Origin of the sequence: Sphingomonas sp. Leaf357 (assembly GCF_001423845.1) — a bacterium.
GTDB lineage: Bacteria > Pseudomonadota > Alphaproteobacteria > Sphingomonadales > Sphingomonadaceae > Sphingomonas.
On the sequence record NZ_LMPM01000001.1, the window covers coordinates 2,704,617 to 2,730,215 of the forward strand.

Annotated in this window: 21 protein-coding genes, 1 tRNA gene and 1 riboswitch; of the genes, 9 read left to right on the forward strand and 13 right to left on the reverse strand. The window is 65.2% G+C overall.

Annotated elements, in window-relative coordinates:
- The 8 genes from ASG11_RS12655 to ASG11_RS12690 form a co-directional block, all read right to left on the reverse strand.
- Positions 1-951 (reverse strand): FAD binding domain-containing protein, encoded by a 951-nt coding sequence (locus tag ASG11_RS12655; protein WP_055779746.1) that lies wholly within the window; start codon positions 949-951, stop codon positions 1-3.
- Positions 948-1,595, reverse strand: a complete 648-nt coding sequence (gene paoA, locus ASG11_RS12660; RefSeq protein ID WP_055779749.1) for an aldehyde dehydrogenase iron-sulfur subunit PaoA — start codon at positions 1,593-1,595, stop codon at positions 948-950. Before paoA ends, ASG11_RS12655 begins: the two co-directional genes overlap by 4 nt.
- A gap of 201 nt (positions 1,596-1,796) precedes the next feature.
- Positions 1,797-2,561 (reverse strand): ABC transporter ATP-binding protein, encoded by a 765-nt coding sequence (locus tag ASG11_RS12665; protein WP_055779751.1) that lies wholly within the window; start codon positions 2,559-2,561, stop codon positions 1,797-1,799.
- Entirely contained in the window at positions 2,558-3,541 is a 984-nt protein-coding gene (locus ASG11_RS12670; protein ID WP_055779754.1) for a FecCD family ABC transporter permease, read from the reverse strand. Before ASG11_RS12670 ends, ASG11_RS12665 begins: the two co-directional genes overlap by 4 nt.
- A complete protein-coding gene (locus ASG11_RS12675) occupies positions 3,538-4,359 on the reverse strand; it encodes an ABC transporter substrate-binding protein (RefSeq protein ID WP_055779757.1) in 822 nt (273 codons plus the stop codon). The genes ASG11_RS12670 and ASG11_RS12675 overlap by 4 nt, the downstream gene beginning before the upstream one ends.
- Positions 4,359-6,284 (reverse strand): TonB-dependent receptor plug domain-containing protein, encoded by a 1,926-nt coding sequence (locus ASG11_RS12680; protein ID WP_055779758.1) that lies wholly within the window; start codon positions 6,282-6,284, stop codon positions 4,359-4,361. Before ASG11_RS12680 ends, ASG11_RS12675 begins: the two co-directional genes overlap by 1 nt.
- Before the next feature lie 234 nt (positions 6,285-6,518).
- A riboswitch (cobalamin riboswitch) is annotated at positions 6,519-6,759 on the reverse strand.
- A gap of 87 nt (positions 6,760-6,846) precedes the next feature.
- Positions 6,847-7,173, reverse strand: coding sequence for a DMT family transporter (locus tag ASG11_RS12685; protein WP_055779761.1), 327 nt, complete (start codon positions 7,171-7,173; stop codon positions 6,847-6,849).
- Between the two features lie 3 nt (positions 7,174-7,176).
- Complete coding sequence (locus ASG11_RS12690) at positions 7,177-7,962, reverse strand: N-formylglutamate amidohydrolase (protein ID WP_055779763.1); 786 nt, start codon at positions 7,960-7,962, stop codon at positions 7,177-7,179.
- A 51-nt stretch (positions 7,963-8,013) separates the two neighbouring features.
- Between ASG11_RS12690 and recJ the strand changes: the two genes are divergently transcribed.
- The 8 genes from recJ to ASG11_RS12730 all read left to right on the forward strand — a co-directional run bounded on the left by recJ (position 8,014) and on the right by ASG11_RS12730 (position 17,847).
- Positions 8,014-9,777: a single-stranded-DNA-specific exonuclease RecJ gene (gene recJ, locus ASG11_RS12695; RefSeq protein WP_055779766.1), complete on the forward strand. Its 1,764-nt coding sequence runs from the start codon at positions 8,014-8,016 to the stop codon at positions 9,775-9,777.
- 77 nt (positions 9,778-9,854) lie between these two features.
- A tRNA-Glu gene (locus ASG11_RS12700) sits at positions 9,855-9,929 on the forward strand.
- A 424-nt stretch (positions 9,930-10,353) separates the two neighbouring features.
- Positions 10,354-11,613 carry a sarcosine oxidase subunit beta family protein gene (locus ASG11_RS12705; protein ID WP_055780861.1) on the forward strand — a complete coding sequence of 420 codons (1,260 nt, stop codon included), beginning with the start codon at positions 10,354-10,356 and terminating at the stop codon, positions 11,611-11,613.
- Positions 11,614-11,623: 10 nt separating this feature from the next.
- A complete protein-coding gene (locus tag ASG11_RS12710) occupies positions 11,624-11,920 on the forward strand; it encodes a sarcosine oxidase subunit delta (protein WP_055779769.1) in 297 nt (98 codons plus the stop codon).
- A complete protein-coding gene (locus tag ASG11_RS12715) occupies positions 11,917-14,877 on the forward strand; it encodes a sarcosine oxidase subunit alpha family protein (RefSeq protein ID WP_055779772.1) in 2,961 nt (986 codons plus the stop codon). The genes ASG11_RS12710 and ASG11_RS12715 overlap by 4 nt, the downstream gene beginning before the upstream one ends.
- Positions 14,870-15,418, forward strand: a complete 549-nt coding sequence (locus ASG11_RS12720) for a sarcosine oxidase subunit gamma (RefSeq protein ID WP_201781315.1) — start codon at positions 14,870-14,872, stop codon at positions 15,416-15,418. Before ASG11_RS12715 ends, ASG11_RS12720 begins: the two co-directional genes overlap by 8 nt.
- On the forward strand, positions 15,418-16,275 hold the full coding sequence (gene purU, locus ASG11_RS12725) for a formyltetrahydrofolate deformylase (RefSeq protein WP_055779778.1): 858 nt from the start codon (positions 15,418-15,420) through the stop codon (positions 16,273-16,275). Before ASG11_RS12720 ends, purU begins: the two co-directional genes overlap by 1 nt.
- A 261-nt stretch (positions 16,276-16,536) precedes the next feature.
- Positions 16,537-17,847 carry an aromatic ring-hydroxylating oxygenase subunit alpha gene (locus ASG11_RS12730; protein WP_168371733.1) on the forward strand — a complete coding sequence of 437 codons (1,311 nt, stop codon included), beginning with the start codon at positions 16,537-16,539 and terminating at the stop codon, positions 17,845-17,847.
- A 14-nt stretch (positions 17,848-17,861) separates the two neighbouring features.
- Here ASG11_RS12730 and ASG11_RS18780 read toward each other — a convergent pair whose 3' ends face one another.
- Positions 17,862-18,038 carry a M24 family metallopeptidase gene (locus ASG11_RS18780; protein ID WP_156363756.1) on the reverse strand — a complete coding sequence of 59 codons (177 nt, stop codon included), beginning with the start codon at positions 18,036-18,038 and terminating at the stop codon, positions 17,862-17,864.
- Between the two features lie 153 nt (positions 18,039-18,191).
- On the opposite strand from ASG11_RS18780, the gene ASG11_RS12735 reads away from it, so the two are divergent.
- The gene (locus tag ASG11_RS12735) at positions 18,192-18,818 is read left to right on the forward strand and encodes a TetR/AcrR family transcriptional regulator (RefSeq protein WP_055779784.1); all 627 of its coding nucleotides are present in this window, start codon (positions 18,192-18,194) and stop codon (positions 18,816-18,818) included.
- Between the two features lie 40 nt (positions 18,819-18,858).
- On the opposite strand, the gene ASG11_RS12740 is transcribed toward ASG11_RS12735, so the two are convergent.
- The 4 genes from ASG11_RS12740 to ASG11_RS12755 are packed head-to-tail and all read right to left on the reverse strand — an operon-like array spanning position 18,859 to position 25,502.
- On the reverse strand, positions 18,859-20,031 hold the full coding sequence (locus ASG11_RS12740; protein WP_055779787.1) for an MFS transporter: 1,173 nt from the start codon (positions 20,029-20,031) through the stop codon (positions 18,859-18,861).
- Positions 20,028-21,965: a S9 family peptidase gene (locus ASG11_RS12745; protein ID WP_055779790.1), complete on the reverse strand. Its 1,938-nt coding sequence runs from the start codon at positions 21,963-21,965 to the stop codon at positions 20,028-20,030. The genes ASG11_RS12740 and ASG11_RS12745 overlap by 4 nt, the downstream gene beginning before the upstream one ends.
- A gap of 57 nt (positions 21,966-22,022) precedes the next feature.
- Positions 22,023-23,282: a cytochrome P450 gene (locus ASG11_RS12750; protein ID WP_055779794.1), complete on the reverse strand. Its 1,260-nt coding sequence runs from the start codon at positions 23,280-23,282 to the stop codon at positions 22,023-22,025.
- Positions 23,283-23,285: 3 nt separating this feature from the next.
- A complete protein-coding gene (locus tag ASG11_RS12755) occupies positions 23,286-25,502 on the reverse strand; it encodes a TonB-dependent receptor (protein WP_055779797.1) in 2,217 nt (738 codons plus the stop codon).
- Positions 25,503-25,599: the final 97 nt, after the last annotated feature.

Below are 25,599 nucleotides of genomic sequence, written 5' to 3' on the forward strand. Positions count from 1 at the left end.
TCAGCCCTTCGCTTCGGCCAGGACCGCGGCGAGCGTGCGCTCGACCAGCGGAAGCTTGAATGCGTTTTCGTGAGACGGTTTCGCGCCGGCCAGCAATCCGCTCGCCACCGCCCGCGCACCGCGCGGTAGATCCGCCTCCGCCGCCTCGACCCGCCAGGGCCGATGTGCCACGCCGCCGACCGCGACGCGGCCCGTGCCGTCCTGCTGCACCACCGCCGCCACCGAGATCAGCGCGAATGCGTAGGACGAACGATCCCGCACCTTGTGATAAAGATGCATGCCGCCGATCGGCTTGGGCAAGGTCACGGCCGTGATCAGTTCGCCCGGCATCAAGGCGGTTTCGATATGCGGCGTGTTGCCGGGCAAGCGATGGAAATCCGCCATCGGGATGCTGCGCGTCGCGCCATCGGCCTTCACCGTCTCGACGCTCGCATCCAGCACGCGCATCGCCACGGCCATGTCGCTCGGATGAGTCGCGATGCACGCGTCGCTCGTGCCGATCACGCCCAATTGCCGGCTGAATCCACCGATCGCGGCGCAGCCGGACCCGGGCTTGCGCTTGTTGCACGCCTGGTTGGTGTCGTAGAAATACGGACAGCGCGTACGCTGCAGCAGATTGCCCGCCGTCGTTGCCTTGTTGCGCAACTGACCCGAAGCCCCGGCGAGCAGCGACCGGCTGAGCACGCCATAATCGCGCCGCACCGTCTCGTCGGACGCCAAAGCGGTGTTCTTAACGAGCGCGCCGATGCGCAGGCCGCCGTCCTTCGTCTTCTCGATCCGATCGAGCTTCAGATCCTGCACGTCGATCAGATGCGCGGGCGTCTCGATCTGCAATTTCATCAGGTCGAGCAGGTTGGTGCCGCCGGCGATGAACTTCGCGCCGGGGGTGCGGGCGACCGCCGCCGCCGCTTCGGCAGGCGACGTTGCACGGGTATAGGTGAACGGCTTCATGCTTTGGCCCCCTCTCGACCCTGGGCGACTTCGGTCATCGCCTCGAGGATGTTCGAATAGGCACCGCAGCGGCAGATGTTGCCGCTCATCCGCTCGCGCATCTCATCGTTCGTGACCTTGGGCCTGTCGACCAGGCTGGCGCTGACATGGCTCGGCACGCCGGCCTTGATCTCGTCAAGCACCGCCACCGCCGAACAAATCTGGCCCGGCGTGCAATATCCGCACTGATACCCATCGTGCTTGACGAACGCCGCCTGCATCGCGTGCAGATTGTCGGGCGTTCCCAGCCCTTCGATCGTGGTGACCTTATCGCCTTCGTGCATCACCGCGAGCGTCAGACAGGAATTGATCCGCACGCCGTCGACCAAAACGGTGCAAGCGCCGCATTGGCCGTGGTCGCAACCCTTCTTGGTGCCCGTCAGGTGCAGATTCTCGCGCAACGCATCAAGCAGGGTGGTGCGGGTATCGACGACCAGGTCGCGACGCTTACCGTTGACCTGTAGCGACACCTTCATGGTCTCGGGCGCAGCCTGCGTGGCGGGCCTCGCGGCCTGCGCCTCCGGCACCGCGCTCAATGCCGCCACCGCGGCACCGCCGACCAGGATCCCGCGGCGCGAAACCTCGACTTCGCCGGATGTTTCCATGATATCTCGCCCCTTCCGTTTCGGCCCATGATGGACGACGCCGATGCACCGCCTTGCCGAACTGTTTCACTACGCATGGCGAGTGTAACGCATCGTGCATGCGAAACGATGCGGAGCATTGATACCTTCAGCGGCATGAAGTTATATCGGGATTTCATTAATTGACCCATACTATATTCTTTGAGATATAGCAGGTGCCGCTCAAACGAAGCGGATCGTCGCCCCGCCATCCTGTCGGATCACCCGAGCCTCGACATCGTAAAGCGTGCCGAGCCTGGCATCGGTAAACATCGCATCCGCCCCGCCCTGCCCGACGACCTGCGCGCCCTTCACCGCAACCACATCGTCGGCGATGCGCATCGCCAAATCGAGATCGTGCAACGCCACGATCACCGTGCAGCCGCCATCGGCCAGCGCGCGCAACCGCCGTCCCGCATCGAGCGCGTGGCGCGGATCGAGCCCGGCAGTGGGCTCATCGACGATCAGAAGCTCCGGCTCGCCCACCGTCGCGCGGGCGAGCATCACGCGGGCCAGCTCGCCGCCCGACAGCTGTGTCGCCGGACGGTCGCGCAGATCCGCCAGATCGTAGCGCGCGAGCGCCGCATCGATCTTCGGCCGCCACGATCCGGGCAGCCCCCCGAAGGCCGGCAGATGCGCGATCAGCCCCAAAGCGACGACGCGCTCCACGCTGATCGCCCAATCGATCCGCGGGTTCTGCGGCAGATAGGCGCGCCGCGTGGCCAGCACCTTCCGCGACAAGGAGGACAGCGCCTGACCGCCCAGCGTCACGCTACCCGCCTCCGGCGCCAGCAAGCCGGCGGCGACCTCCAGCAACGTCGATTTACCCGCGCCGTTCGGCCCGATCACCGCCGTCAGCCGCCCCGCCGCGAAATGCGCATCGGCGGCGTCGAGCACCACGCGCCCGCCCCGCCGCACGGCGATACCAGTCAACACAAGGTCGCTCACGGCGCGGTTCTCCGCACGTGCAGCACCAGCCACAGGAAGAACGGTGCCCCGATCACCGACACGAACACGCCGAGATGGATCTCCGTGCCGAAATCCAGGATCCTTGTCGCCAGATCGGCGGCCAGCACGACCAGCGCACCTACGATCGCCGCCGGCAGCAAAGTGGCACCCGGCCGATGCCCGACCAGCGGCCGCACGATATGCGGCGCGACCAGCCCGACGAACCCGATCGCCCCGGTCACCGCCGTCGCCGCGCCGACGCCCAGCGCCGTGCCGAGCAGCGCGAACAGCCGCGCCCGCCCGAGATGCACGCCCAAACTCTCCGCCTGCGCCTCGCCCAGCGTCAGCGCGTCGAGCGCGCGGCCGGTCAGGAGCAACAGTGCAGCGCCTACGGCGATGAACGGCCCGGCAAGCAGCACATGATCCCAACTGCGATCCCTCAGCGACCCCATCAACCACGTCATGATCTCGTAGGCCGCGAAAGGATTGGGCGCGAGATTGAGCGCGAGGCTCACCCCCGCCCCCGCAATGCTCGACATCGCCACGCCCGCAAGGATCAGCGACAGCGTACCCCCGCGCCGCGACAGCGCGAACGCCACGCCCGCCGTCACCAGCGCCCCGACCATCGCGAACACCGGCGTCGCCAGTCCGAAACTGGCGGCGAACCCGTAATAGATCGCGATCACCGCGCCGAGCGACGCGCCCGACGACACGCCGAGCAACCCAGGCTCGGCCAGTGGATTGCGCAGCAGCCCCTGCAACACCGCCCCCGAAAGCCCGAGGATGCCGCCGACCAACACCGCCAGCACCACACGCGGCAAACGCACCTCGATCACGATCAGCCGTGCGAGACTATCGCGCGGTGCCGCCAATGCTTGGATCACTTCGCCTGGCGTCATCCAGACCGATCCGGCGAGCAGGGACACGAAGGCCAGTGCCACCAAGGCACCTACCAACACGATCAGCCAGCGCGCGCTCAAGATGTCACCGCCGCCACCTGTCGCCGCAGGTCGACCGCAGCGTCGCCGATCGCCGGCGTGCCGCAGATCGTCGCCGATTGCGCCACGGTCAGCCGCTTCGCCGCCGGCCAGAAACGCCGCACCAATGGATGACCGCTGACGTTATCGCCCAACGACCCCTCACGTGGGTCGGCCACGCCGCGGACCAGGAAATCCGGCTTCGCCCGCAACAAGGCCTCGATCCCGCCGCGTGATCCCACGCTGGTCAGTCCGGCGGCAGCGACGATCGCTGAGAGAAAAGGACTGTCGCTCATGCCGTCCCGCCCCCAGGCGGCGACAGTGATCGGCCTTGCGCTGCGCACCGGTGCCAGTTGCGCATCCATCCGCGCGATCATCGCCTCGCCGCGCGCGCGCTCGCCGAGCGCCGCCGCCAGCACGCCGACGTTGCGTCGTATCCCTGCGACATCACCGGAATCCGCCAGTTCGAGCACCGGATAGCCCAGCCGCCGCAACATCGCGCGCCCGCCAGGATTGGAGAAGGTATCGGTCACGATCAGATCGGGCCGCGCCCGCGCGACCTCCTCGACGCTGCCGTGATTGGCCGCCACGCGTCGCGCCGCCGCGACTTGCGCCGAATAGCGCGGATCGCGCGACAGCCACGTCACCGAAGCGATCCGGCTAGGCGGCAGCAGCGCCAGCACCAATTGGTCGGTGCACTGGTTCAAGCTCATCACCCGCATCGGCCGTGCGACCGGAACGGACGCGGCCGGCACGCTCGCGGTGCAGCCGCCCAGAAGCGCGGGCGACAGCAACGCGAGCCATGCCGGCCGCACCTTCATCAGAAGCGTGCCTTCACGCCGCCGTAAGCACCGCGCCCCGGCGTGGCGAAGCTGAACACCTCTTCGTAGCGCTCGTTGAACAGATTCTCGACCCGGCCGAAGACCGAAAAGCGATCGCTCAATTTATATTCGGCGTTCAGGTTCACCAGCACATATTCCTGCAAGCTCACCCGTACCGGAATGAAGCTCGGATCGGTAAAGGCGACATCGTCCTGCCGGCCGTTGTAGCGCACGGTCAGCGTGGTCGAGAATTTTTTGTCCATGCTGAACACGGTCGTGTTGAAGCTGCCGATATGGTTCGGGCGGCGCACCTCGACCGTGCCGTTCTCCCGCGCATGCAGATAGGTGTACGCAATGTCGAAGCGAAGCTGATCGATCGGTTGGGCCGAGGCGAACACTTCGACGCCCTTCTGCCGCGACAGGGTAGTGCGGTTGGCCGGCGATGCAACGAAGGTCGGCGCCGGGAAGGTCGTGTAGATCTCGTCTTCCAACTTGCTGTCAAAATAGGTCGCACCGATCTTCGCCTTGCCGCCGGCGAATTCCTGGTCGAGGCCCGCTTCCCAGCCTTTCGACTTTTCCGGCTTCAAATTCGGGTTGCCGATATAGCGGCCGTCCGCATAGGCGAAGAGTTCGAAATAGCCCGGATTCTTGACGCCGGTGCCGTACGCGCCGTGCGCGCGCAAACCGGACGGCAAGCGATATCCGGCCTGCAGGCGATAGGTCGTCACGTCGGCGAAGCGATCGTTCTGGTCGCGACGGATCGACGCACCCAGCACCAGCGCATCGGCGATCGTGCCCTCATACTGGCCGACGAACCCCCAATTCTCGGTCGATTTGCGCCCGCTGAACGAAAACGGAGAAGCCACCGTGTTCTGGAATTCCTCGCGCTCGTAATCCACCGCGCCGGTCAGCTTGCTGCGGAACTCGTCACTGCCGAACTGGAAGCTCGATTCGAGCGATCCCTTGTAGCGGCGGCCCTTGTCGCCATAATCCACGCCGAACGCGCTGTAGCCGGTCCGCGTCGTGTCGGCGATCTGCCCGGTCAGCGCGGTGTTCCACTTGCCGTCGGCCAGCGACAATGCTGCGCGCAGCAGGCCGTAATAGGCCTTGTTGCGGAAATGCGTGCCCGGCGTGTCGACGATATAGCCGAACTTCGGCCCGGAAAACGCCGTGTCGTTGCTCAGCGCATCGGTATAGCTGTAGCGACCCACGCCGGTCAGCTTGAAGATGTCGGACGGCGTCCAGTTCACTTTCGCGCTCGCGCCGACGCCAGTGTACCCCACGTCGCGCGTGCCATCCCGCGCGGTCGGCGTGCCGTTGGTGCGATAGAGCGTGCCGGACAGTGCATAATCCAGCGTGCCCGCAACCCCGCCGAAGCGCGCCGCGCCCGCCGCCGTGCCGAACGATCCGCCCTCGACGCGAGCGCTCAGGCCCTGCGATTCGGTGCCGGTGGGCGTGATATACTGGATCACGCCGCCGATCGCGTCCGATCCGTAGAGCGACGATTGCTGCCCGCGCAGCACTTCGATCCGCGCCTTGTCGTCGGCGATCAGCGTGCCGAAATCGTATTGGCCCTGATAAGGGTCGGACGCCTCGATCCCGTCGATCAGGACGAGCACGTGATTGGCTTCGCTGCCGCGAATGCGGATGTCGGTCAGGCCGCCGATCGAGCGGTTGACGGCGACGCCCGGCACGTCGCGCAGGATGTCGGAGACGATGCGGGTCTGGCGCTCCTCCATCTGCTCGCTGCTCAGCACCGTGACCGAGGCCGGCAGATCCTTCACCGCGATGCCCTCGCCCGAGCGGGATGCGGTGACGGTGATGTCGTTGCCCTCGGCATCCTTGGGCGGCAGCGAGGCGTCGCTCTGGGCGAGCGCAGGCGTGGCGGCGACAAGCGCCAGCAGAGATACGAAAACGGTCTTCATGATGTTCAGTCCCCCCGCGCCATTCTGGACGACGCGACTGGGGCCGTGTGTCGCGTGGCGAAACGCGAACGACGGCGACGGTTCAGCCGAACGGACGCGGAGCCCGGCTGCCTCGACACCGTGTGCGGCCCCGGCCGCACGGTTCGGGCCGCCGGCAAAGCATGGCTTCGCCAGAACCCGATTCGTCGCTCGAACGGACTCGTTCCGTGCCTCGGCCATCCCCTGGACGCGAGAGCATGAGCGACAGCGCCGGCAGGTCTCCTGGCTCACGGGTCACGGCTCGATGCACGCCTTCCCAGATCGTCTCGATCCAGTGGCCGTCCCGCCGGCCCCCGTTCGAAGGGCCTGGACAGGACATGTGCATCGCGCTCTCCGCTTACAGTTGCAGGGACAGCCGCGGCTTTGGGAGGAACCCCTCCCGCACCGCATTCCACATTTGAGCCCCTTGCGGGGCACCGGCGCGATCATGCGAAGCCGGATGGTTCGCATCCGGTTTCGAGTGCGCCCTTAGTGGAAATGCTGCGCCGCGCAAACGAAATCCGCGCGAGGCGGCGCTCCGCGCTCAGCCGTGCCCGGTGCGCAGGTTCAGGATCACGACGCCGGTCACGATCAGCCCGATCGCGGCCAGCGCGGTCGTGTCGAGCTTCTGGGCATAGGCGATCCACGCCACCGCCGTGACCAGCACGACGCCCGCGCCGGACCAGATCGCATAGGCGACGCCGATCGGGATCGATCGCAGCGCGAAGGACAGGAAATAGAAAGCGGCGGCATAGCCGACCACCACGATCAGCAACGGCCAGGGTCGCGTGAACCCTTCCGCCGATTTCAGGAAGGACGTGGCGATCACTTCCGACAGGATCGCCACCGACAGCCAGATCCAGTTCGGCACGGCTCAGCGCCCGCCGATGCCGGAGGCTGCCGCGCGCAACACCGCCGCCAGCCGTGCCGACCAGTCCGCGCATCCGGCGGCCGTGCCGATCAGATCCTGCCGCACCTCGATCTCGGCATAGGGGCGGCGCGCAGGATAGGCATGGCGCGGCACGGTGTAGTCGATCGCGTCCATGCTGTAGGGCTCGTTGTCGCCGACCGTCAGCGTATCGTCGGCCCGCAACGCCGCGAGCAGCGCCTGCGCGAACGCGGTATCGCCGCCATCGTGCAGCACGCCGATCTCCCACGGCCGCGTTACGGTCTGCCCCGCGCTTCGCAACATCGGGGTGAAGCTGTGCAGCGCCACCAGGATCGTCCCCTGCCCCGCCGCATCGCGCCGCGCGATCTCCGCGCCGATCGCTTCCTGATACGGCGTGTGGATCACCGCCACGCGCGCCGCGCGCTGGGCTGCATCCAGATCGCGATTGCCCGGCACGACGGTCAGGTCGCTCACCTCGGGCATCGCATCGGCCCGCGCCGGATCGCGATTGCAGTCGATCACGAGGCGCGAATAGGTCTGCCGTACGAACACCGCGTCCAGCGCCTCGGCCAGCATCGGCCCCAGTTCGCCGATGCCGATATCCCAGCCGATGTGTCGCGCGAGTTCCTGCGGCGGCAGGCCCAATCCGGCGAGGCTCTCGGGCACCAGCTTCCCGGCATGATCGCCGATCAGCAGGAAAGGCGAGGCGCCGCCCGGATTGATCACCTGTACCGGCGACGGATCGTTCGCGCCCAGCAATGCCGCCGTCATGTCGCCGTCCTTCCTAACCGTTCGCCGCTCGTCTAAGCCTTCGGTCACATCATGAACACCGTCCTGAACATCACCCGGTCGATTCTCGGCCAGCCGTGGCGCTGGCGCGCGCTGGAAACCGACACGCGCGATCCCGGCTTCGCGCCCGACGATCTCGTCACGCAATTGCTGCTCGCCCGCGGCTGCCCGCGCGAGGATCTGGAGGCGCACAAGGCCCCCAGCATCCGCACCTTCATGCCCGATCCGTCGATCTTCCGCGATATGGACAAGGCGGCCGAACGGCTTGCCGATGCGATCGCGCACAAAGAATCGGTCACCGTCTTCGGCGATTACGACGTGGACGGCGCGACCTCCGCCGCGCTGATGATCCTGCTGCTGCGCGATCTCGGGCTGGAGGCGAAGGCCTATATCCCCGATCGCCTGATCGAAGGCTATGGCCCGTCCGGTGCCGCGATGCTGCGCCTGAAGGCGGAGGGCGCGGACCTGATCGTCACGGTCGATTGCGGCGCGCAGGCGTTCGACGCGCTCGAAGCCGCGCGCGACGCCGGGGTCGACGTGATCGTCGTGGATCATCACAAATGCACGCTCGCCTTGCCGCACGCCCATGCGCTGGTGAATCCGAACCGGCTCGACGAGACGGACGGCGCGGCGCACGGTCATCTCGCGGCGGTCGGCGTCGCCTTCCTGCTCGGTGCGGCGCTGATTCGCGTGATGCGCGCGCGCGGTGCCTTCGCCGACACAGCCGAACCGCGCCTGCTCGATCTGCTCGACATCGTCGCCCTGGGCACCGTCGCCGACGTGGCGCAACTCCGCGGGCTCAACCGCGCCTTTGTCGCGCAGGGGCTGAAAGTGATGGCGCAGCGACGAAATATCGGCCTCAACGCCCTGATCTCCGCCAGCCGCCTCACCCGCGCGCCGACCGCGCAGGATCTCGGCTTCGCATTGGGTCCGCGCATCAATGCCGGCGGCCGCGTCGGCAAGTCCGATCTCGGCGTGCGCCTGCTCACCACGCGCGAACCGCAGGAGGCCGCCGCAATCGCCGCCGAACTCGATCGGCTGAACGAGGAGCGGCGCGCGATCGAGGGGATCGTGCAGGAGGCCGCCGACGCTCTGGCCGGCGTGGCGAAGGAGCGTGCGGTGCTCGTCGTCGCCGGGCGTGGCTGGCACGCCGGCGTGATCGGCATCGTCGCCGGCCGCCTGAAGGAGAAATACGGCCGCCCGGCGATCGTCATCGCCCTGGACGAAAATGGCATCGGCAAGGGATCGGGCCGATCGATCTCGGGCGTCGATCTCGGCGCGGCGGTGCTGTCGGCCAAGGATAGCGGCCTGCTCGTCGCCGGCGGCGGCCATGCGATGGCGGCCGGCCTGACGATCGCCGAGGACCAGTTGGCCGCGTTCGGCGACTTCCTCGAAACTCGCCTCGCCGACGCCGTCACCCGCTCGATCGGCGATCGCGCCCTGCTGCTCGACGCCCTGCTCGCCCCCGGTGGCGTCACCCCCGCGCTGGTCGAAGCTCTGGACAAAGGCGGCCCCTACGGCATGGGCTGGCCCCAGCCCCGGATCGTCGCCGGCCCGGTGCGGATCATCAAGGCAGAGATCGTCGGCAACGGCCATGTCCGGGTCATCATCGCCGGCGACGACGGCCGGTCGCTGAAAGCCGTCGCCTTCCGCCAAGCCGATACCTCGCTCGGCGCCGCGCTGCTCGGCGCGCCGCCCCATCGGCGACTCTGGCTCGCGGGCCGGGTGAAGATCGACGATTGGGGCGCGAAACCGGCGGCGGAACTCCATCTGGACGACGCCGCCTGGGCCGATTAACCAAACGGACAAATCAGCGGGTTGACCAGCGCGGCGCATTTCCCTAACCGCCTCCAACCAACCGGCGCTGCCGGCATGGCCCCTTCGTCTAGCGGTTAGGACGCGGCCCTTTCACGGCTGAAGCACGGGTTCGATTCCCGTAGGGGTCACCAAATCATTGAAGTTGCGGGACCGGTGGTATGTGCCGACCCACCGGCCGGGACAGCTTGGACTGACACGGGCACTACCTCGACCGACAAATGCGAATGCCAGAACGTACCGCAAACGGTCGGTGACCCCTGAAACTTCGGATTGCGGTATCCGACTGAGCTAGGACACGGCTCCACCAACGACTGGAATGCGCTGTCGGAATCTCCAAGCCTTACGGCGCTGGCAAGCAGGGCCGTAAGGTGTCCCGGATGCGTCACCGGAGGTGCCGTGCGCCGCGATGTCGGCTCGATGCGCGCGGCGCGGCCCGGTGCGCAACGATGTGCGACCGCACGCCCGATCGCCTCCGTGCACAAGATCCTTGCAATCTCAGTAAGCCCCGCCATACAAGTCTTACATACAGTTGTGTATGTTCGCGAGGTGGTTCCGTTGGCAAAGCTGGACTATTCGGGCTGGCGCGTAGTGCGGGAAGGCCTGCGAAGTCAGAGCGGCTGGGGCGAGGCCTGGCGCAATCCCGAGCCCAGGGCCGCCTATGACGCCATTATCGTTGGCGGCGGCGGCCACGGCTTGGCCACGGCTTACTACCTCGCCAAGACCCACGGCATGCGCAACGTCGCCGTGCTGGAAAAGGGCTGGTTGGGGGGTGGCAACACGGGCCGCAACACGACGGTCATTCGTTCGAATTATTATTACCGCGAGAGCGCTGCGCTCTATGACATGTCGCTCAAGCTCTACGAAGGGCTGGCTCGTGAACTGAACTACAACGTGATGTTCAGCCAGCGCGGGATGATCACGCTGGCGCACAGCCGGCACGATCTGGAAGCCGCCGCCCGCTGGGTCAAAGCGATGCGCATAAACGGCGTCGATACCGTCATGGTCGACACCAAAGAGATCGCGCGCAGAGTGCCGATCCTCGACATGTCGCCGGAAGCACGCTTCCCGGTGATGGGCGGCTTTCTGCAGAAACGGGCCGGCACGGCACGCCATGATGCCGTAGCATGGGGCTATGCGCGCGCCGCAGACGCACTGGGAGTCGACATCATCCAGCAATGCGAGGTGACCGGATTTCGCCGCGCGACCGACGGCACGATCGCTGGCGTCGATACGAGCCGCGGACCGATCGCCGCCCGCTCGGTCGCACTCGCGGTGGCGGGACATTCGACCACGCTTGCCGAAATGGCGGGCTTTCGCCTGCCCGTCACCAGCTATGCGTTGCAGGCCTTCGTCACCGAACCCCTAAAACCGGTGCTCGATACCGTCGTGCTGTCGCTGGCCACCGGAGTCTATCTCAGCCAGTCCGACAAGGGCGGACTGGTGATCGGTGGCGCCCTCGATCTCTACCCATCCTATGCGCAACGCGGGAACATGCCGATGGCGCGCAACGTGCTGGGCGCCGTGGCGCAGCAGTTTCCGCGCTTGGGGCGTGTGCGGTTGTTGCGGCAATGGGCCGGCATCGTCGATGTCGTGCAGGATTCGAGCCCGATCCTCGGGGCGACACCAATCCCCAATCTCCTGATCAATTGCGGCTGGGGCACGGGCGGGTTCAAGGCGATCCCGGCAGGCGGCACGCTGCTGGCGCACCACATGGCGACCGGCGCGCCGCATCCCCTGGCAGCGCCCTTCTCGCTTGCGCGCTTTTCGACCGGCGCGCTGATTGACGAAGCCGCCGCCTCCGGCATCGCGCATTGAGGGACGAACCATGCTGCTGATCAATTGCCCCCTGTGCGGGCCACGCGACGAACTGGAGTTCCGGTGCGGTGGTGAAAGCCATGTCAGCCGGCCCGGCCCCGCCGAAACCGTATCGGATACCGACTGGAGCGCGTACTTGTTCGCGCGTAGCAACCCCAAGGGCGTGCATTACGAACGCTGGGTCCACGCCTTCGGCTGCCGGCGCTGGTTCAACGTGGCGCGTCACACCGTCACGCATCGCATCGAAGCGATCTATGCGATGCACGAGCGTCCGCCGGTCGCCTTCGACGGAAGCGACGGGCTGTGACGGGCGGGCAAACAGCTCGCGTCGCCGCCGGCGGACGCGTCGATCGATCCCGGCCGCTGAGTTTCACTTGGGAGAAACGCAGCTATACGGGCTATGCAGGGGATACGCTGGCATCCGCGCTGATGGCGAATGGCATCACGCTGGTGGGCAGATCTTTCAAATATCACCGTCCGCGCGGCATCATCGCTGCGGGTGTCGAGGAGAGCAACGCGCTGGTACAGCTGGGCCAGGGCGCGCGCTCAACGCCCAGCATGCGCGCGACCGAGGTGCTCCTCTATGACGGACTGGTGGCCAAGCCGGTCAACTGCTTTCCAAACAGCCGGTTCGACGTCGGCGGCATCAACAATCTGGTCGCGCGCTTTCTTCCTGCGGGCTTCTACTACAAGACGTTCATGTGGCCGGATTGGCACCTGTACGAGGGCATCATCCGTCGCGCCGCTGGGCTCGGCAAGGTCGCGACAGACGTCGATCCGGACCGTTACGAAAGCCGATACGCGCATTGCGACGTTCTGGTGGTGGGCGGTGGCCCGGCCGGCCTCGCCGCCGCTGACGCGGCGTCGGCCGCCGGTGCCCGCGTCATCCTGGCAGAGCAAGATTTCAGTCTGGGCGGTGCCCTGCTGTACGACGAAATCGTCATCGATGGCGAGAACGGGGACGCTTGGGCCACGCGGGTGGGTGAACACATTGCAGGGCGGCATGATGCCAAGCTGCTGTTGCGCACGACCGTACTGGGTTATCACGACCATAACAGCCTGACGATGGTGCAGCAGCTCGGTAACGAGATGGCATGCGCCGCCGACCCGACCCGGGCGCGTTACCGGACATGGCAGGTCCGCGCGGCGCGCGTCGTGCTCGCCACCGGAGCCATCGAGCGACCGCTGGTGTTTCCAGGCAACGACCGGCCCGGCATCATGCTCGCCTCGGCGGTACGCCATTACGCCCGCCGGTTCGCGGCGCTAGCGGGCCGCCGGGGACTCGTGTTCACGAACAACGACTCTGCCTATCGCACCGCATTCCCGCTGGCCGACAGCGGCGTTACGATCGCGGCGGTCGTCGATGTACGCGAAACCGTGGCTTCGGATCTGGCGAACGCGCTGAGCCAACGTGGCATTCGATCGATCGCTGGCGGCGCGGTGATCGACACGCGCGGCCGCAACCGCCTGTCCGGCGCGCAGGTCCGTACTAGCCACGGCCAGGAATGGATCGCCTGTGATCATCTCGCCATGTCGGGCGGCTTTAATCCGACGACGCATCTGTTCAGCCAGTCGGGCGGTACCACGCGATACGCCGAAGACATTGCAGCCTTCGTCCCTGACCACTCGGTCCAAAACGAATGCTCCGTCGGTGCCGCCGCGGGCGCGTTTTCTACGCACGCTGCCGTGCAATCGGGCACGACGGCAGGCGCGGCGGCGGCGATGGCCATTGGGTTTGCGCCCGCGTCTGATGCAAAGCCCGTGGTCGCCAACGAACGTGCCGAGGCATCGTTGATGCCGTGCTGGTCAATCGACGCCGGGCGGAGCAAGGCGTTCGTCGATTTCCAGAACGATGTCAGCGTCACCGACATCGCCTTGTCGGCGCGCGAATCCTTCCGGTCGGTCGAACATCTCAAGCGCTACACGACGCTCGGCATGGCGGTGGATCAGGGCAAGACCTCGAACGTGAATGCTCTCGCCATTCTCGGCGCGCTGACCGGTCGCAGCGTGCAAGAGACCGGCCATACCCGCTATCGCTATCCCTTCACGCCCGTGCCGCTCGGCGCGATGGCGGCGCGCAATCGCGGCGAGCTGTTTCGACCGCGCCGCCATATGCCGGCGCACGACGATCACGTCTCGGCCGGCGCGGTGTTCGAGGATTATGGCGGCTGGATGCGCCCGGCTTATTATCCGCGCAGTGGCGAGAGCCCGCACGATGCCGAACAGCGCGAGGCTCGAACAGTGCGCCGGACAGCCGGGCTTTTCGAGGGGTCGCCGCTGGGCAAGATCGAGGTGACAGGGCCTGACGCCGGCCGTTTCCTCGACCTCGTCTATGCCAACACCATGTCGACGCTGAAGCGGGGCAAAGTCCGTTACGGCCTGATGCTGAACGAACTGGGCGTCGTCATCGACGACGGCGTGACGACGCGGCTGGGCGACGACCATTTCCTTATCTGCACGTCGAGCGGCGGTGCCGAGAGGATCGCGGCGTGGATGGAGGAATGGCTCCAGTGCGAGTGGCTCGACTTGGACGTGCTGGTCGCGCCCGTAACGTCGGCCTGGGGCGTCCTGACGATCACCGGTCCCCAGGCACGCCATATCGTGCACGAGACCGGGACCACGGTTCCCCTGGACGACTTTCCGCACATGAGCTTCGCCGAAGGGACGATCGCGGGCCTGCCGACGCGGATGTTCCGCGTCAGCTATAGCGGCGAGACCTCCTACGAAATCAATGTACCCGCGACCAGCACGTCAGCTCTGTGGACGAAGCTGATGGAGGTCGGGGCGGGGCATGGGCTGACGCCGGTCGGCATCGACGCCTGGATGGTGCTGCGGACCGAAAAGGGATACCTGCACATCGGCGTCGACACAGACGGCACCACCAACGCGCTCGATGTCGGATGGTCGCATGTCCTGAAAAAGGGCAACGACTTCATCGGCAAGCGTTCGCTGATGCGCGCCGAGGACCAACGGGCCGATCGCTTGCAATTCGTCGGCTTCGCTTCGCCTGCCGGAGCACCGCCGCTACCGATCGGCGGTCATGCGACCGCGCCCGATACGACCGGCACGCGCCATAGCGAAGGCTATGTCACGTCGAGCGCCTTTAGCCCGACGCTGAAGCATCCGGTCGCGCTCGGCATGCTGCGCGGCGGGTTTGCTCGGATGGGCGAAACGGTGCGGATTGAGGGCGGTGGCACGACGCACACAGCCACGGTGGTCTCACCGACGTTCTACGATGCCGCCGGGGAGCGTCTGCGTGGCTGAGGATCATTTGAACGTTGTCGCCCATGGCGTCGGGGTTCGGCGGCTGGTCACACCGGCAATCCAGATCGTGCGCCTGCGCGGCCATGACGACGCGCTGCTCAGCGGGCTGTGCCAGGCTCTGGACATCGTGCTGCCCCGCACAACCAATCATGCCGCAGGCGAAGCGCCGCGGGCGCTCGTGCTCGCACCGGGCGAGTGGATGCTCGTCAGTCGCCCGCTCGACCGCGGCGCGTTCCACAATGCAGCGCGGGGGACTAGGGTCGCGCATCTCGCGGATGTCGGCGCAGGCCTTGTCGTCTATGCCGTCGAAGGGCGCCGCGCCCGCGACTTGATCGCGAAGGGCTGCCCGTTAGACCTTCATCCGCGCGTCTTCGGCGAGGGACGCTGCGCCCAGTCATCGCTCGCACAAATCTTCGTCATCATCGATCGCGTCCCCGGTCAAGACGTGTTCCACGTCTATGCCGACGCCAGCTACGCACGGCATCTCGATCTTTGGTTCGAGGATGCCGCGATCGAATTTCGCTCCCAGGACGTGGATTGATGTACCCCACCTATACCCTTACCATCCGATGCCCCGACCGGCGCGGTATCGTTGCCAGCGTGGCGACATGGCTGTCGGACGGGGAATGCTCGATCGTCGAGGCGCACCAGCACCAGGATTCAGGCACAGGGGCCTTCTTCATGCGCGTGACGTTCGCCGCGGAAGGCGCGGTGCCGCCGACGGTCGAAGATTTGCGCACGGGCATCGCGCCGATCGCGGCGCGGTTCGAGATGGAGGCTCGGGTGTTCGATTGCGCCGTCCGGCCGCGCGTGCTGATCCTGGTCTCGAAATTCGGCCACTGTCTTCACGACCTGCTGCACCGCTGGCGGAGCGGTCACTTGCCGATCGATATCGTGGGCGTCGTATCGAACCATGACGATATGCGGGGAATCACCGAGTGGCACGGCCTGCCCTATCACCATTTGCCGATCACGAAGGACACCAAGGCCGAGCAGGAGGCCCAGATCATTGCGATGTTCGACGGTCTGGCAGTCGATCTGGTGGTCCTCGCACGATACATGCAAATCCTCTCGCCCCGGCTCTGCGAAGTCGTGTCAGGTCGCTGCATCAACATCCATCACAGCTTCCTCCCCAGCTTCAAGGGCGCGAAGCCATATCATCAGGCCCATGCACGCGGCGTGAAGATCATCGGAGCGACCGCCCATTACGTGACCACCGATCTCGACGAAGGGCCGATCATCGAACAGGAAACACGACGCGTCAGCCATGCGCGCACCGCCGACGATCTGGTTGCGATCGGCGAGGAAGTCGAATGTTCTGTGCTGGCGCGGGCAGTACGCTGGCAGGTCGATCACCGGGTGATGTTGAACGGACGGCAGACAATAGTTTTCGATTAGACTTGCTCTCGACGGCCTTAGCCCCTCACCTCGATGCGTCAAACTTGTCCAAGAGCTCAACTGTTCATGCCGATCAGAGGCGTGGAAAAGCAGTGCTTCGGCAGGCTCTGCTCGAGCGCCGGTGAGCGAACCGATCTGATCAAGCCACGTCCAGCATCGGCCTATTAGCACAATTGACACTATAACCGTCCACACCATACAGTATTGTATGCTGCTCGACCAGTTGGCCGTCGCCAGATGTATCGCGTCAAGGGACCGCAGATGACAGACCTCGCCACGCTCACATCGTTGCTCGCCCGGCAGCGCCCGGACTGGTCGCTCGAACAGCCGTTCTACATCGATCCCGACATCTACGCTTTCGAGGAGAACGAGTGGATAGCTCGCCAGTGGACGGTAGTGGGGCACATCAGCGAAGTACCGGCCAAGGGCAGCTATATCGTCCGCGAGCTCTACGGCCAGTCGATCATCGTCGTGCGGGCGAGCGACACGGACGTCCATGCCTATTACAACGTATGTACGCATCGCGGATCTCGGCTATGCAAGACCGATGGCCGTGCGCCCTTCCTGGTATGTCCGTATCACGCCTGGTCCTTCCGCCTGACGGGAGAATTGCAGAGCCGCCAAGACGTGCCTGAGGGGGTGGATCCGGCCAAACTCGGCCTTCATGCCGTTCCGGTACGCGTCGTCGAGGGGCTGATCTTCTGCGTGCCCGCTGGAAAGGATCTGCCGGACATCGAGCCCGCGATCGCCGGACTGACACCGATGCTCCGGCGGCACGGACTGGCCCGGGCGCGCATCGTCGCGCGCAAATCGTACCCGACCAACGCCAATTGGAAGCTCGTCGTCGAGAACGCTTATGAATGCTACCATTGCCGTCCCGCTCATCCGGAATATTTCAGCGCGAACGGCCACGTCAGCGTCAGTGCCGTTCGCGACGACCGAAAGGCGGCGGCCTGGCACGAGAATGTTGCGCTCTGGCGCGAGGAGGTCAGCGCGGACGGATCGTTCAACGCGCGGGTCGATGCCGATGGCGGCCTCGCGCGCGTGCCGTATCGGATCAATAGGTGGCCGATCGGATCTGGCCGCCTCAGCCTATCGCGCGACGGAAAGCCGGTGGCCGCGCTGATGGGTGACTATGCCGTCTTCGACGGTGGCGAGACCCAGGTCCGACTCGGCCGGTTGGCGTTCGTGAGCGCGGCCAACGACTATGCGACCCTCGTCCAAATCGTACCACTCGGACCCGAGCAGACGAATATGATCCTGACTTGGCTGGTCGATGAAGAAGCCGATCCGGAGACGATCGACGTCGATGCCGTAAGCTGGATGTGGGACGTGACGACTGTGCAGGACAAGCGCATTGTCGAGGATAATGCGGCGGGCGTGCGATCGGTCGCTTACCGGCCTGGACCCTATACTCTGCTCGAGAGCGAAACGGCGCTGTTCGTGAAGACCTATCTAGCCGAAATGGCGCAATTGGTCGCGGGGGCGAGCGATCGCAGCCGCCCCACTCGTCCTCCACGCGACGAGCAGGGGATGCCTGAAACGATTGTGACCGCCCCGCTATCGACCTAATAGTCGAACGACGCTTACCAGAAGATCATCGGTGTCTTCGTCAGCAACTCGGTCCCGGTGTCCGTGATGATGAAGTTCTGTTCGAACGTTGCCGCCCCCACACGGGTGTGTGTCAGGAACGCTTCCGAACTGAACACCATGCCGGATCGGAGTGGTACGTCGAACAGCAGGGATCCGGTGCCATCCATCACAGCCCTGCCCCCCCCTCCCGGACCCGGCGCGACTTCACCATTTGCGCCGTCGCGATCCTTGTGGTGCTTCCGCTTAGCCGCGGCTCCCTGTATCCGCTCGAGTATTCGTCTGATTATCGGGACTGGAGCAAAGATATGGCGTTTGGCCGAAGATTGACCCGCGACGATTGGGTGGCGGTGGCGCAGAAAGTGCTGGTCAAATCCGGCATCGACGACGTCAAGGTCGATCGGCTCGCCAAACTGATGCACGTCACACGCGGCAGCTTCTACTGGCATTTCGAAGACCGCGAGGCCTTGCTCGATGCGCTGCTTGATGATTGGCGCGGGCACAACCTGCGCGAGATCGAGGAGATTTCCGCGCGGTGGGCAACCAATCCACCTGACTTCGTAGAGGTCATGCACATTTGGCTGGGCGAAGATCCGATCGTGCCGCAAGTCGATACCGCCATCCGCGCCTGGGCGCGCAAAAGCCCCGATGTGGCGCGGCTGGTCCACGAAACCGACGATGCTTGGGTCGCCTTGTTGCAGAACCACTTTCGCAAAATGGGGATGGGTCCAGACGAGTCGCTGGTCCGTGCGCGTGTGGTATATTTCCACCAGATCGGCTATTACGCGCTGGCGATCCAGGAGGATCTGGAAGAACGTATTCGACTGGCACCGTTCTACAACGAGGTGCTGACCGGGCAGCGGTCCACGCCCGAGCAGGAAACCGTCCTGCGATCGCTGCTGGAAACTAAGCGGCTGCAGCTGCGGCGGGAGGCGGGCGCGACACCGGCCTGATCGTTTGCGACGCAGGGGCACTGTGTTCACGCCTACGCCGTTACGCTGTCGCTTCTTCGACCGCCGCGGAACGCCTCTTGCCGCCGATGCGCCACGCCAAGACCGTTCCCGCCAGCGTCAGCGCCAGACACGTCAAGCACAGCAACGACAAACTGCCGTTCTGCAAGACGAAGCCACCGATGGCGGGGCCGATTGTCAAGCCGCCACCCGTGGCAACCGGCGTCAGGACGGTGGCGCGGCCGTCGCGATCAACAGCGACAAGGCATTCGAACAAGAATGGAAACTGGAACGTCCAGGCAAAATAGAGGCCGCAGACCCCAACCGTGAACGGAGCGAATCCACCGACGAACATCATCACCAGACTAGCGACGATCAATGCGATACCGAAGCCCAGCCCGATGCCGAGGCGCAGGCGGTCGGTCACGGCACCGGACGCCAGCGACCCGGCCAGGCCCGCCAGGGACGATGCCGACATCGCGGCCGACAGCTGCAACAAACTCAAGTGCCGGGCGCTGCCCAGCCGCTCCATGAACGCCCAGACCATCGCCAGACCGACGAAGAAAACGAAGATCGCCAGCAGCCCGCCAAATGCCGAGATATTCAACGCCGGTCGTCCCGCACCGGCAGCGCGCTGGACCTGCTCGCGGCCGCGCACTGCGAGTGGCACGAGCGCGAACGCCGGGAGCGCCGCGAACACCACCAACAGGTAGAACACATGCCAGCCATGATGCGCGATCAGCGTCGGCAGTACCGCCATCGCTGCCGCGCCAACGATCGATTGGCCGCCGGCATAGATCGCGATCGACCGGCCGGGCAGTCGGGCCTGTCCCATCAGCGCATAGCAGCATGCGGCGACGACGCCTTCGCCAAGCCCCGAGATCAGCCGCGTCGCCACCAGCGCGGTCAGCCCGCTGGTGCTCAACGTCAGCACGTTGCCCGCGGTCATGACCAGCAATCCGCCCACGATCAGCGCGAACCAGGAAAATCGTCGGCCCAGCACGGCGCAGGCCAGCGAGCCGAGCAGGATACTGCCCATGTTGATGGCGATGACATACCCGGCCTGATCCAACCCCATACCGAACTGTCGGGCTAGGACGCCGACCATCAGCGGCAACACCGCCGGCAGTGTCGCTGCGGCTAGAGCGATCGCGATCGTTGCCCATTCGCAGGCATCGAGGCCCAGGAAACCGGCCGGGCGCAGGATGCTCCTCATGCCGACATGTGCCGCGTGAACCAGTCGAGAACGCGCGCGGCGCTGTCGATGTAGCTGCGAGGGCCGCGCAGGCTATGTCCGTCCATTGGATAGGTCATCAGCATGCTCGACGATCCCTGCTCGAGCAACGATCGATGCAGTTCGATCGACTGGCCGATCGGTGTGCAGCGGTCGAGCGCGCCGGCGAGGATCAACGTAGCCGCCTGGGTCTTTGCCGCAGACAGGGCAGGACTGCGCCCGACGTAGGTGTTGCTGAGCGTGGCGGGCCTGCCGCCGAGGAAGAGGTCTTCCAGGATCGGCATGTTGGACGTGAAATGCTGGCTGAACCAGTTGCTGACTGGCGAGATGCAGACCGCTGCCGCAATCTGCGGCATCAGCTTGGGCAGCAGGGCCGACATATAGCCGCCATAGCTTGATCCGGTCAGGCCGATCCTCTCTGGGTCCGCCAGTCGCTGGGCAATCAGATATTCGATCCCCGCGATGATGTCTCCGGCATCGGCCCCGCCCATGTCGCCAAGCACTGCGCGCGCAAAATCCTGCCCGCGACCGCTGCTGCCCCGGGGGTTGGGGTAAAACATCGCGACGCCGTTCGCGATCAGCGCCGGCGCGGCGCGCTGCCGCCCTTCCCAACGCGCGCGAAACGCCCAGACCGGGCCGCCATGGATTTCGACGACCGTCGGCAACGGGCCGGCCGCGCCTACCGGCCGCACCAGCAATCCCTCGATTTCGCTGCCGTCCGGTGCGGGCCAGCGGACCGTCGTCATGACGCCATCACCGCGATCATTGCCGTCGGCCAGGACGCGGATGACCTCGATCCCGTCGACGCCGATTGCCGCCAAGCGCGGTGCGCTGGTCTGGCTTTCCAGCACGGCGACCGCGCCCGCCGCCCCGCTCGGCCGCGATGTCGGGAACTGCGCGCCGCAAGACCAATCGTCGGCCGACCAGAGTTCGGCGTATCCCGCCGGCGTCAGGTCATGATCCGCGATCACCGTGGTCAGGCCGCGCTGTCCGGCCAGATGCAGGCTATGGCCTCGCCACGCAACCGATGTGATTTCGGCCCTGCCCGTATCGAGCCAGTCGACTGCCCCGCCGCATGCGTCGATGCGCTTCAGGCTGCCGCAGACGATGCCGCGATCGCTTGCCACGCCCTCGACGAAGACGACGCTTCGGCCATCGGGTGCACCCCGGACATGGCCGATCTGATCGGCGGGTTCCAATAGCGGACGCAGCTTGAGGGAGGTGAGGTCCAGCATCGCAAGGGAGGCGCGATACCAAGCGGCCTCGCCGCTGCGATCGCTGCGCAGCACAACGATGGCCGTATCGCCGCACCACGATGCCTCCCACACCATGCCGGGAACTGGCAACGAAGTCGCCGGCGCCCCCTTGCTTGGACGGTAAATCGATAGGTGACGCCAATCGTCTGGGTCCGGTGCCCCATCATCGATCACGGGATCCCAGGATGATGCCGTATCGTGCCGTCCGACGCTGACCGATCCGGCAAGCGTGGTGGTATCTGTACCGGGACCGGCCACCAGCAGCAGGAGCGCGGTATCGTCCGGCGACCAATCGATCTGTTCGAGTCTTCCGAGCGTGCAAAACTCGTCCTCGACCGATCCGTCGGACGCCATCACGACCAGCCGGTCCGCCCCATCGGCGTTGCTCACCGCAAAAGCGAGACGGCCCGATATGGCGGACAGTGTAAGCAGCTTGGCGGGCCCATCGTGCAGGGAGACAAGATCGCCGGACCGGTCGTCGCGATACACCACCGATCGCGGGGTTTCGGTGACGTCGGCGCCGCAGACCTTGCCGATGAAAAACATGGTTCGTCCGCCGTCGGGCGTGCAGAGATCGGTGGCGTCGTACGGCTTGCCACTGCCGGCGCGCATCAGCCGCGCGTAGATTCGGGTGACGGTATCGTGTGCGGACATGGCCATGCGAATGCACTCTCCTGTGACGGCGCATCCGCCTTGATCCTCATGCACCAACCCATTTTACGTGACGTTGCGAAGTGGGGTAACGCTTAAACCCAGATTCTTCAGGCCGACTGTTGCGAAGGCGCCGCCTGTCAATGCCTCGGTCTCGATCGTCGGATCGGGCTTCATATCCGACACTGTCGCACCGATCCGCTCGAGAATCAGACGAACCTCCAGCCGCGCCAGCCACGAGCCCATGCACATATGTGGCCCATACCCGAATGCCGCATGCGCCGCATTGGAGCGTGCCGGGTCGAAGGTGTCGCCATCCGGAAATGCCGTATCGTCGCGATTGGCCGATGCGACGAGGAGGCGCACGCTCGCACCTGCCGGCAAGCGATATCCGCCGAGGACCGTATCCTCGCCCACAAACCGGGAGAGCCGATGCACCGGCGGGCGATATCGTAGCATCTCGTTCAGGAAGGCTGCGGCCCCTTTTTCGGTCCGCAGAAACGGCAACCACACGGGATTGTGGCTGAGGAAGTCGAGGCAGTTTCCCGTCAGCAACGTCGTCGTCTCGTGCCCGGCCATGAAGATCAGTGCGGCGAAGCCGGACGCTTCCTCGGCTGTCAGTTCGCCGCTCGCCCGAAGCCTTGCGAGGTTACTCACAACATTGTCGGCCTGGCTGTCGCTGGCTGCGTCGAGCACGTTGCCAATGTAAGATGTCAACGCCACATAGGCGGCATCGTCCGCACCGCCGGGCACGCCGCGCAGCAGGATCGCCACATAGTCCAGGATTTTCGTAGTCCAATCGCGCATCTGCGCCGAATGTTCTACGGGTACTCCAAGCAGGGTGGAAATGACGCTGATGGTCAGCGGACTGGCAAACAGCCCCATGACTTCACCGCCGCCATTTTGGAGAACGACATTCCAACGTTTCGCGATCAGCTCGGCGATCCGCGGCGTGAACTCCTGAACCGCGCGGGGCGTAAACGCCTTGCTCGCCATCTGCCGCAGGCGCGGATGGTCGGGCGCATCAAGGCTCAGCAGAAATCCCGGCGGCACTACCGCGCCGGGCGGTTGCGACAGAAAGACCGCCGCGTTGCGCAAGGCCGCGGTCACGTCAGCGAAACGGCTGACGATATACAGCGGCGCATCGGAGTTGCCGGCACGAATGACGGGCGCGTTGGCCCGCATCCATCGGTAATGCGCATAAGGCGACGTTTGGATGCCCACGTCGAACGGGTCGAACGGCGTCAGGTCATCAGGCCAGTCTAAATCCGTCGACAACGGAGGCAATGCAGCCACGACGTCCGTCTTCTGATTCTCCTCGCTCACCGATCAGAACGTTTTGGCGATGGACAATCCGACCGTGCGAGGCCGGATGTAGTTCACGCCAAAGGAGGTGGTGACAGTGACGCGGCGCGCATTAGCGGTCGCGCCGACGACACCGCGCTGATCGGTCAGGTTGGTGGCGAACGCAGTCAGCGACCAGCCCTCATATTTCACCCCGGTGCGCAGATCGAGCGTGGCATAGCCGGGATATTCCACACGCGGAGCGGCGGCGTTGGCGCCGAATTCGCCTTTGCGATCGTCGACCAGCGTCACCGTGCCGCCGAGGAACGCCGTGGTATCGGCACCCAGCGTGAAATCCTGATCGAACGCCGCACTGGCGGAAAGGTCTCCGCTGAATGGCAGGCGGTCTCCCGCGAAACCATAGCCGCTGCCGGTCGGCAAATCCCTGGTCAGCCGCGCGTCGTTATAGGCCGCGTTCAGAACGAAGCTCGTGCCCTTGGCCGGCGCCAGCGTTACACTGGCCTCGACGCCCTGGCTCTTCGCCTGCGGACCGTTGATGAAATAGAAGAAGCCGTTGGTCGGGTTGGTCAGCGCCAACTGGATGTTTTTCCAATCGATCCGATAGACCGAGACATCGAACGAGACGCTGCGATCGGGCAGACTGCCTTTCACGCCCAATTCGTAATTGGTCGTCGTGTCGGGGCCGAATTCCTTGGGCACGCCTGCCGAGGTCGCGTCCGCCGTCGACAGCGGGTTGGGGCCGCCGACCCGATAGCCGGTCGCGAGACGCCCGTAGATCATGAGATTGGGGTTGAGCCGCAACCTCGGGGTGACCTGATAAGTGAACTTGCTGTCCTTTGACGTCTGGTCGAGGCGATAATCGCCGGCCAGCGGCCCGCTGCCGATTTCTGTGTAGACCTGCCTGTTGCTGCCGTAACGGCCGCCGAACTGGATATCAAACCGCTCGCCGAGCTTCACGGTCAGTGCGGCAAAACCGGCATATTCGCGGAACGTGCTCGGAAAGAGGGCTTCGAGCAACAACCCGCGATTGGCACCGGTCGCGGCCAGCGCGAAGATTTTCTGATCGGCGTCGGTCTTCTCGTCGGTGTAGAATCCGCCAACCAGCCAGTCCAGGACCGCGCCCTCCCCTGCCAGGCGCACTTCTTGGCTGAACTTGCGCGTATGGAAATCGTTGACGAGCGCCGCACCGGGCACGCCGGAAACCGAATCGGCCAAGTCACCATAGCGCGATGTCGATTCCACGGAGGCGCGGTAGTCACTCGTGCCTAGGCTGCTAAGAGATGTCAGCGTCGCTGCGCCGAAATCATAGGACAAGGTGGCGGAATAGAGGCGCGACCGAAAGTCATAATGGTCAGCGCCGGGAACACGCCGCTGCGTCAAGTCACCGAACAAGGGCTGGGTGCGATAATCGGTGTCGGTATCTCCCGAGCCGTCACCTTCGACGTTTTGCAGCAGCGCGGCAAGCTTGATGGTCAACGGATCCACGGGCCGCCACAGCAATGCGATATGACCACCATAAGTATCGGTGCGATTGACGTCTTTCTGGCCGGTGGTCAGATTATCGACATAGCCGCCGTCACGGCGATAGAAACCGCTGGCACGCACCGCCAGCGTCGTGCCGAGCGGCACATTGATTGAACCACGGCCTGAAAAGCCCATCGCGCCATGCGCAACGCTGTTGATCCCGCCTTCCACTCGGCCTTCGCCGCCGGCTGTCGACGGATCCTTGGTGACGAATTTGATCAAGCCGCCGATGCTGCTCGCGCCATACAACGTCCCCTGCGGGCCGCGCAGCACTTCGACGCGGTCGAGCGTCGCGGGATCGAGGTCGGGAATGATGCGCGACCCGTATCCGAGGACGCTACTCGAGCCGAACGGAACGTCGTCGATAACGATTCCGACCGCCGGATTGGTGGTCTGGCCGGTGGTAATACCGCGGACCGCCACGTTGACCTGCCCATTGCCCTGCGCGCTGATATTCAGGCCCGGAACGGTCGCGAAGTAATCCTGCAACCTCACCTGATTACGCTCCGCCAGAACGTCACCCAGGATAGCCGATACGGCCAGCGGCACATCCCGCAGACGCTCGCTCTTCTTCTGGGCGGTGACGATGATGTCGCCCGTGGCCTCGGACTCCGTGGGACTTGCGTTGGATTGTGCATGTGCCGTTGACGTGCAAAGGATGCATGCTGCCACCAAGCTGCCATTTTTGCGTAGCTGCGCAATAAAATCCTGTTTCATCGTTTCCCGTTCCCGGTGATGCCATCAGCCTCTGCAACGTCCTGTCGGATGTGACGTTAGCGTTACGATGCTATGCTTGGCGTGCTCGAGAACAAGA

Excerpts from the sequence above, each read along its gene's own strand:
- ASG11_RS12655 (WP_055779746.1), bottom strand. The coding sequence starts at position 951 with ATGAAGCCGTTCACCTATACCCGTGCAACGTCGCCTGCCGAAGCGGCG.
- paoA (WP_055779749.1), bottom strand. The coding sequence starts at position 1,595 with ATGGAAACATCCGGCGAAGTCGAGGTTTCGCGCCGCGGGATCCTGGTC.
- ASG11_RS12675 (WP_055779757.1), bottom strand. The coding sequence starts at position 4,359 with ATGAAGGTGCGGCCGGCATGGCTCGCGTTGCTGTCGCCCGCGCTTCTG.
- ASG11_RS12680 (WP_055779758.1), bottom strand. The coding sequence starts at position 6,284 with ATGAAGACCGTTTTCGTATCTCTGCTGGCGCTTGTCGCCGCCACGCCT.
- ASG11_RS12690 (WP_055779763.1), bottom strand. The coding sequence starts at position 7,962 with ATGACGGCGGCATTGCTGGGCGCGAACGATCCGTCGCCGGTACAGGTG.
- recJ (WP_055779766.1), top strand. The coding sequence starts at position 8,014 with ATGAACACCGTCCTGAACATCACCCGGTCGATTCTCGGCCAGCCGTGG.
- ASG11_RS12710 (WP_055779769.1), top strand. The coding sequence starts at position 11,624 with ATGCTGCTGATCAATTGCCCCCTGTGCGGGCCACGCGACGAACTGGAG.
- purU (WP_055779778.1), top strand. The coding sequence starts at position 15,418 with ATGTACCCCACCTATACCCTTACCATCCGATGCCCCGACCGGCGCGGT.
- ASG11_RS12730 (WP_168371733.1), top strand. The coding sequence starts at position 16,537 with ATGACAGACCTCGCCACGCTCACATCGTTGCTCGCCCGGCAGCGCCCG.
- ASG11_RS12740 (WP_055779787.1), bottom strand. The coding sequence starts at position 20,031 with ATGAGGAGCATCCTGCGCCCGGCCGGTTTCCTGGGCCTCGATGCCTGC.
- ASG11_RS12745 (WP_055779790.1), bottom strand. The coding sequence starts at position 21,965 with ATGGCCATGTCCGCACACGATACCGTCACCCGAATCTACGCGCGGCTG.
- ASG11_RS12755 (WP_055779797.1), bottom strand. The coding sequence starts at position 25,502 with ATGAAACAGGATTTTATTGCGCAGCTACGCAAAAATGGCAGCTTGGTG.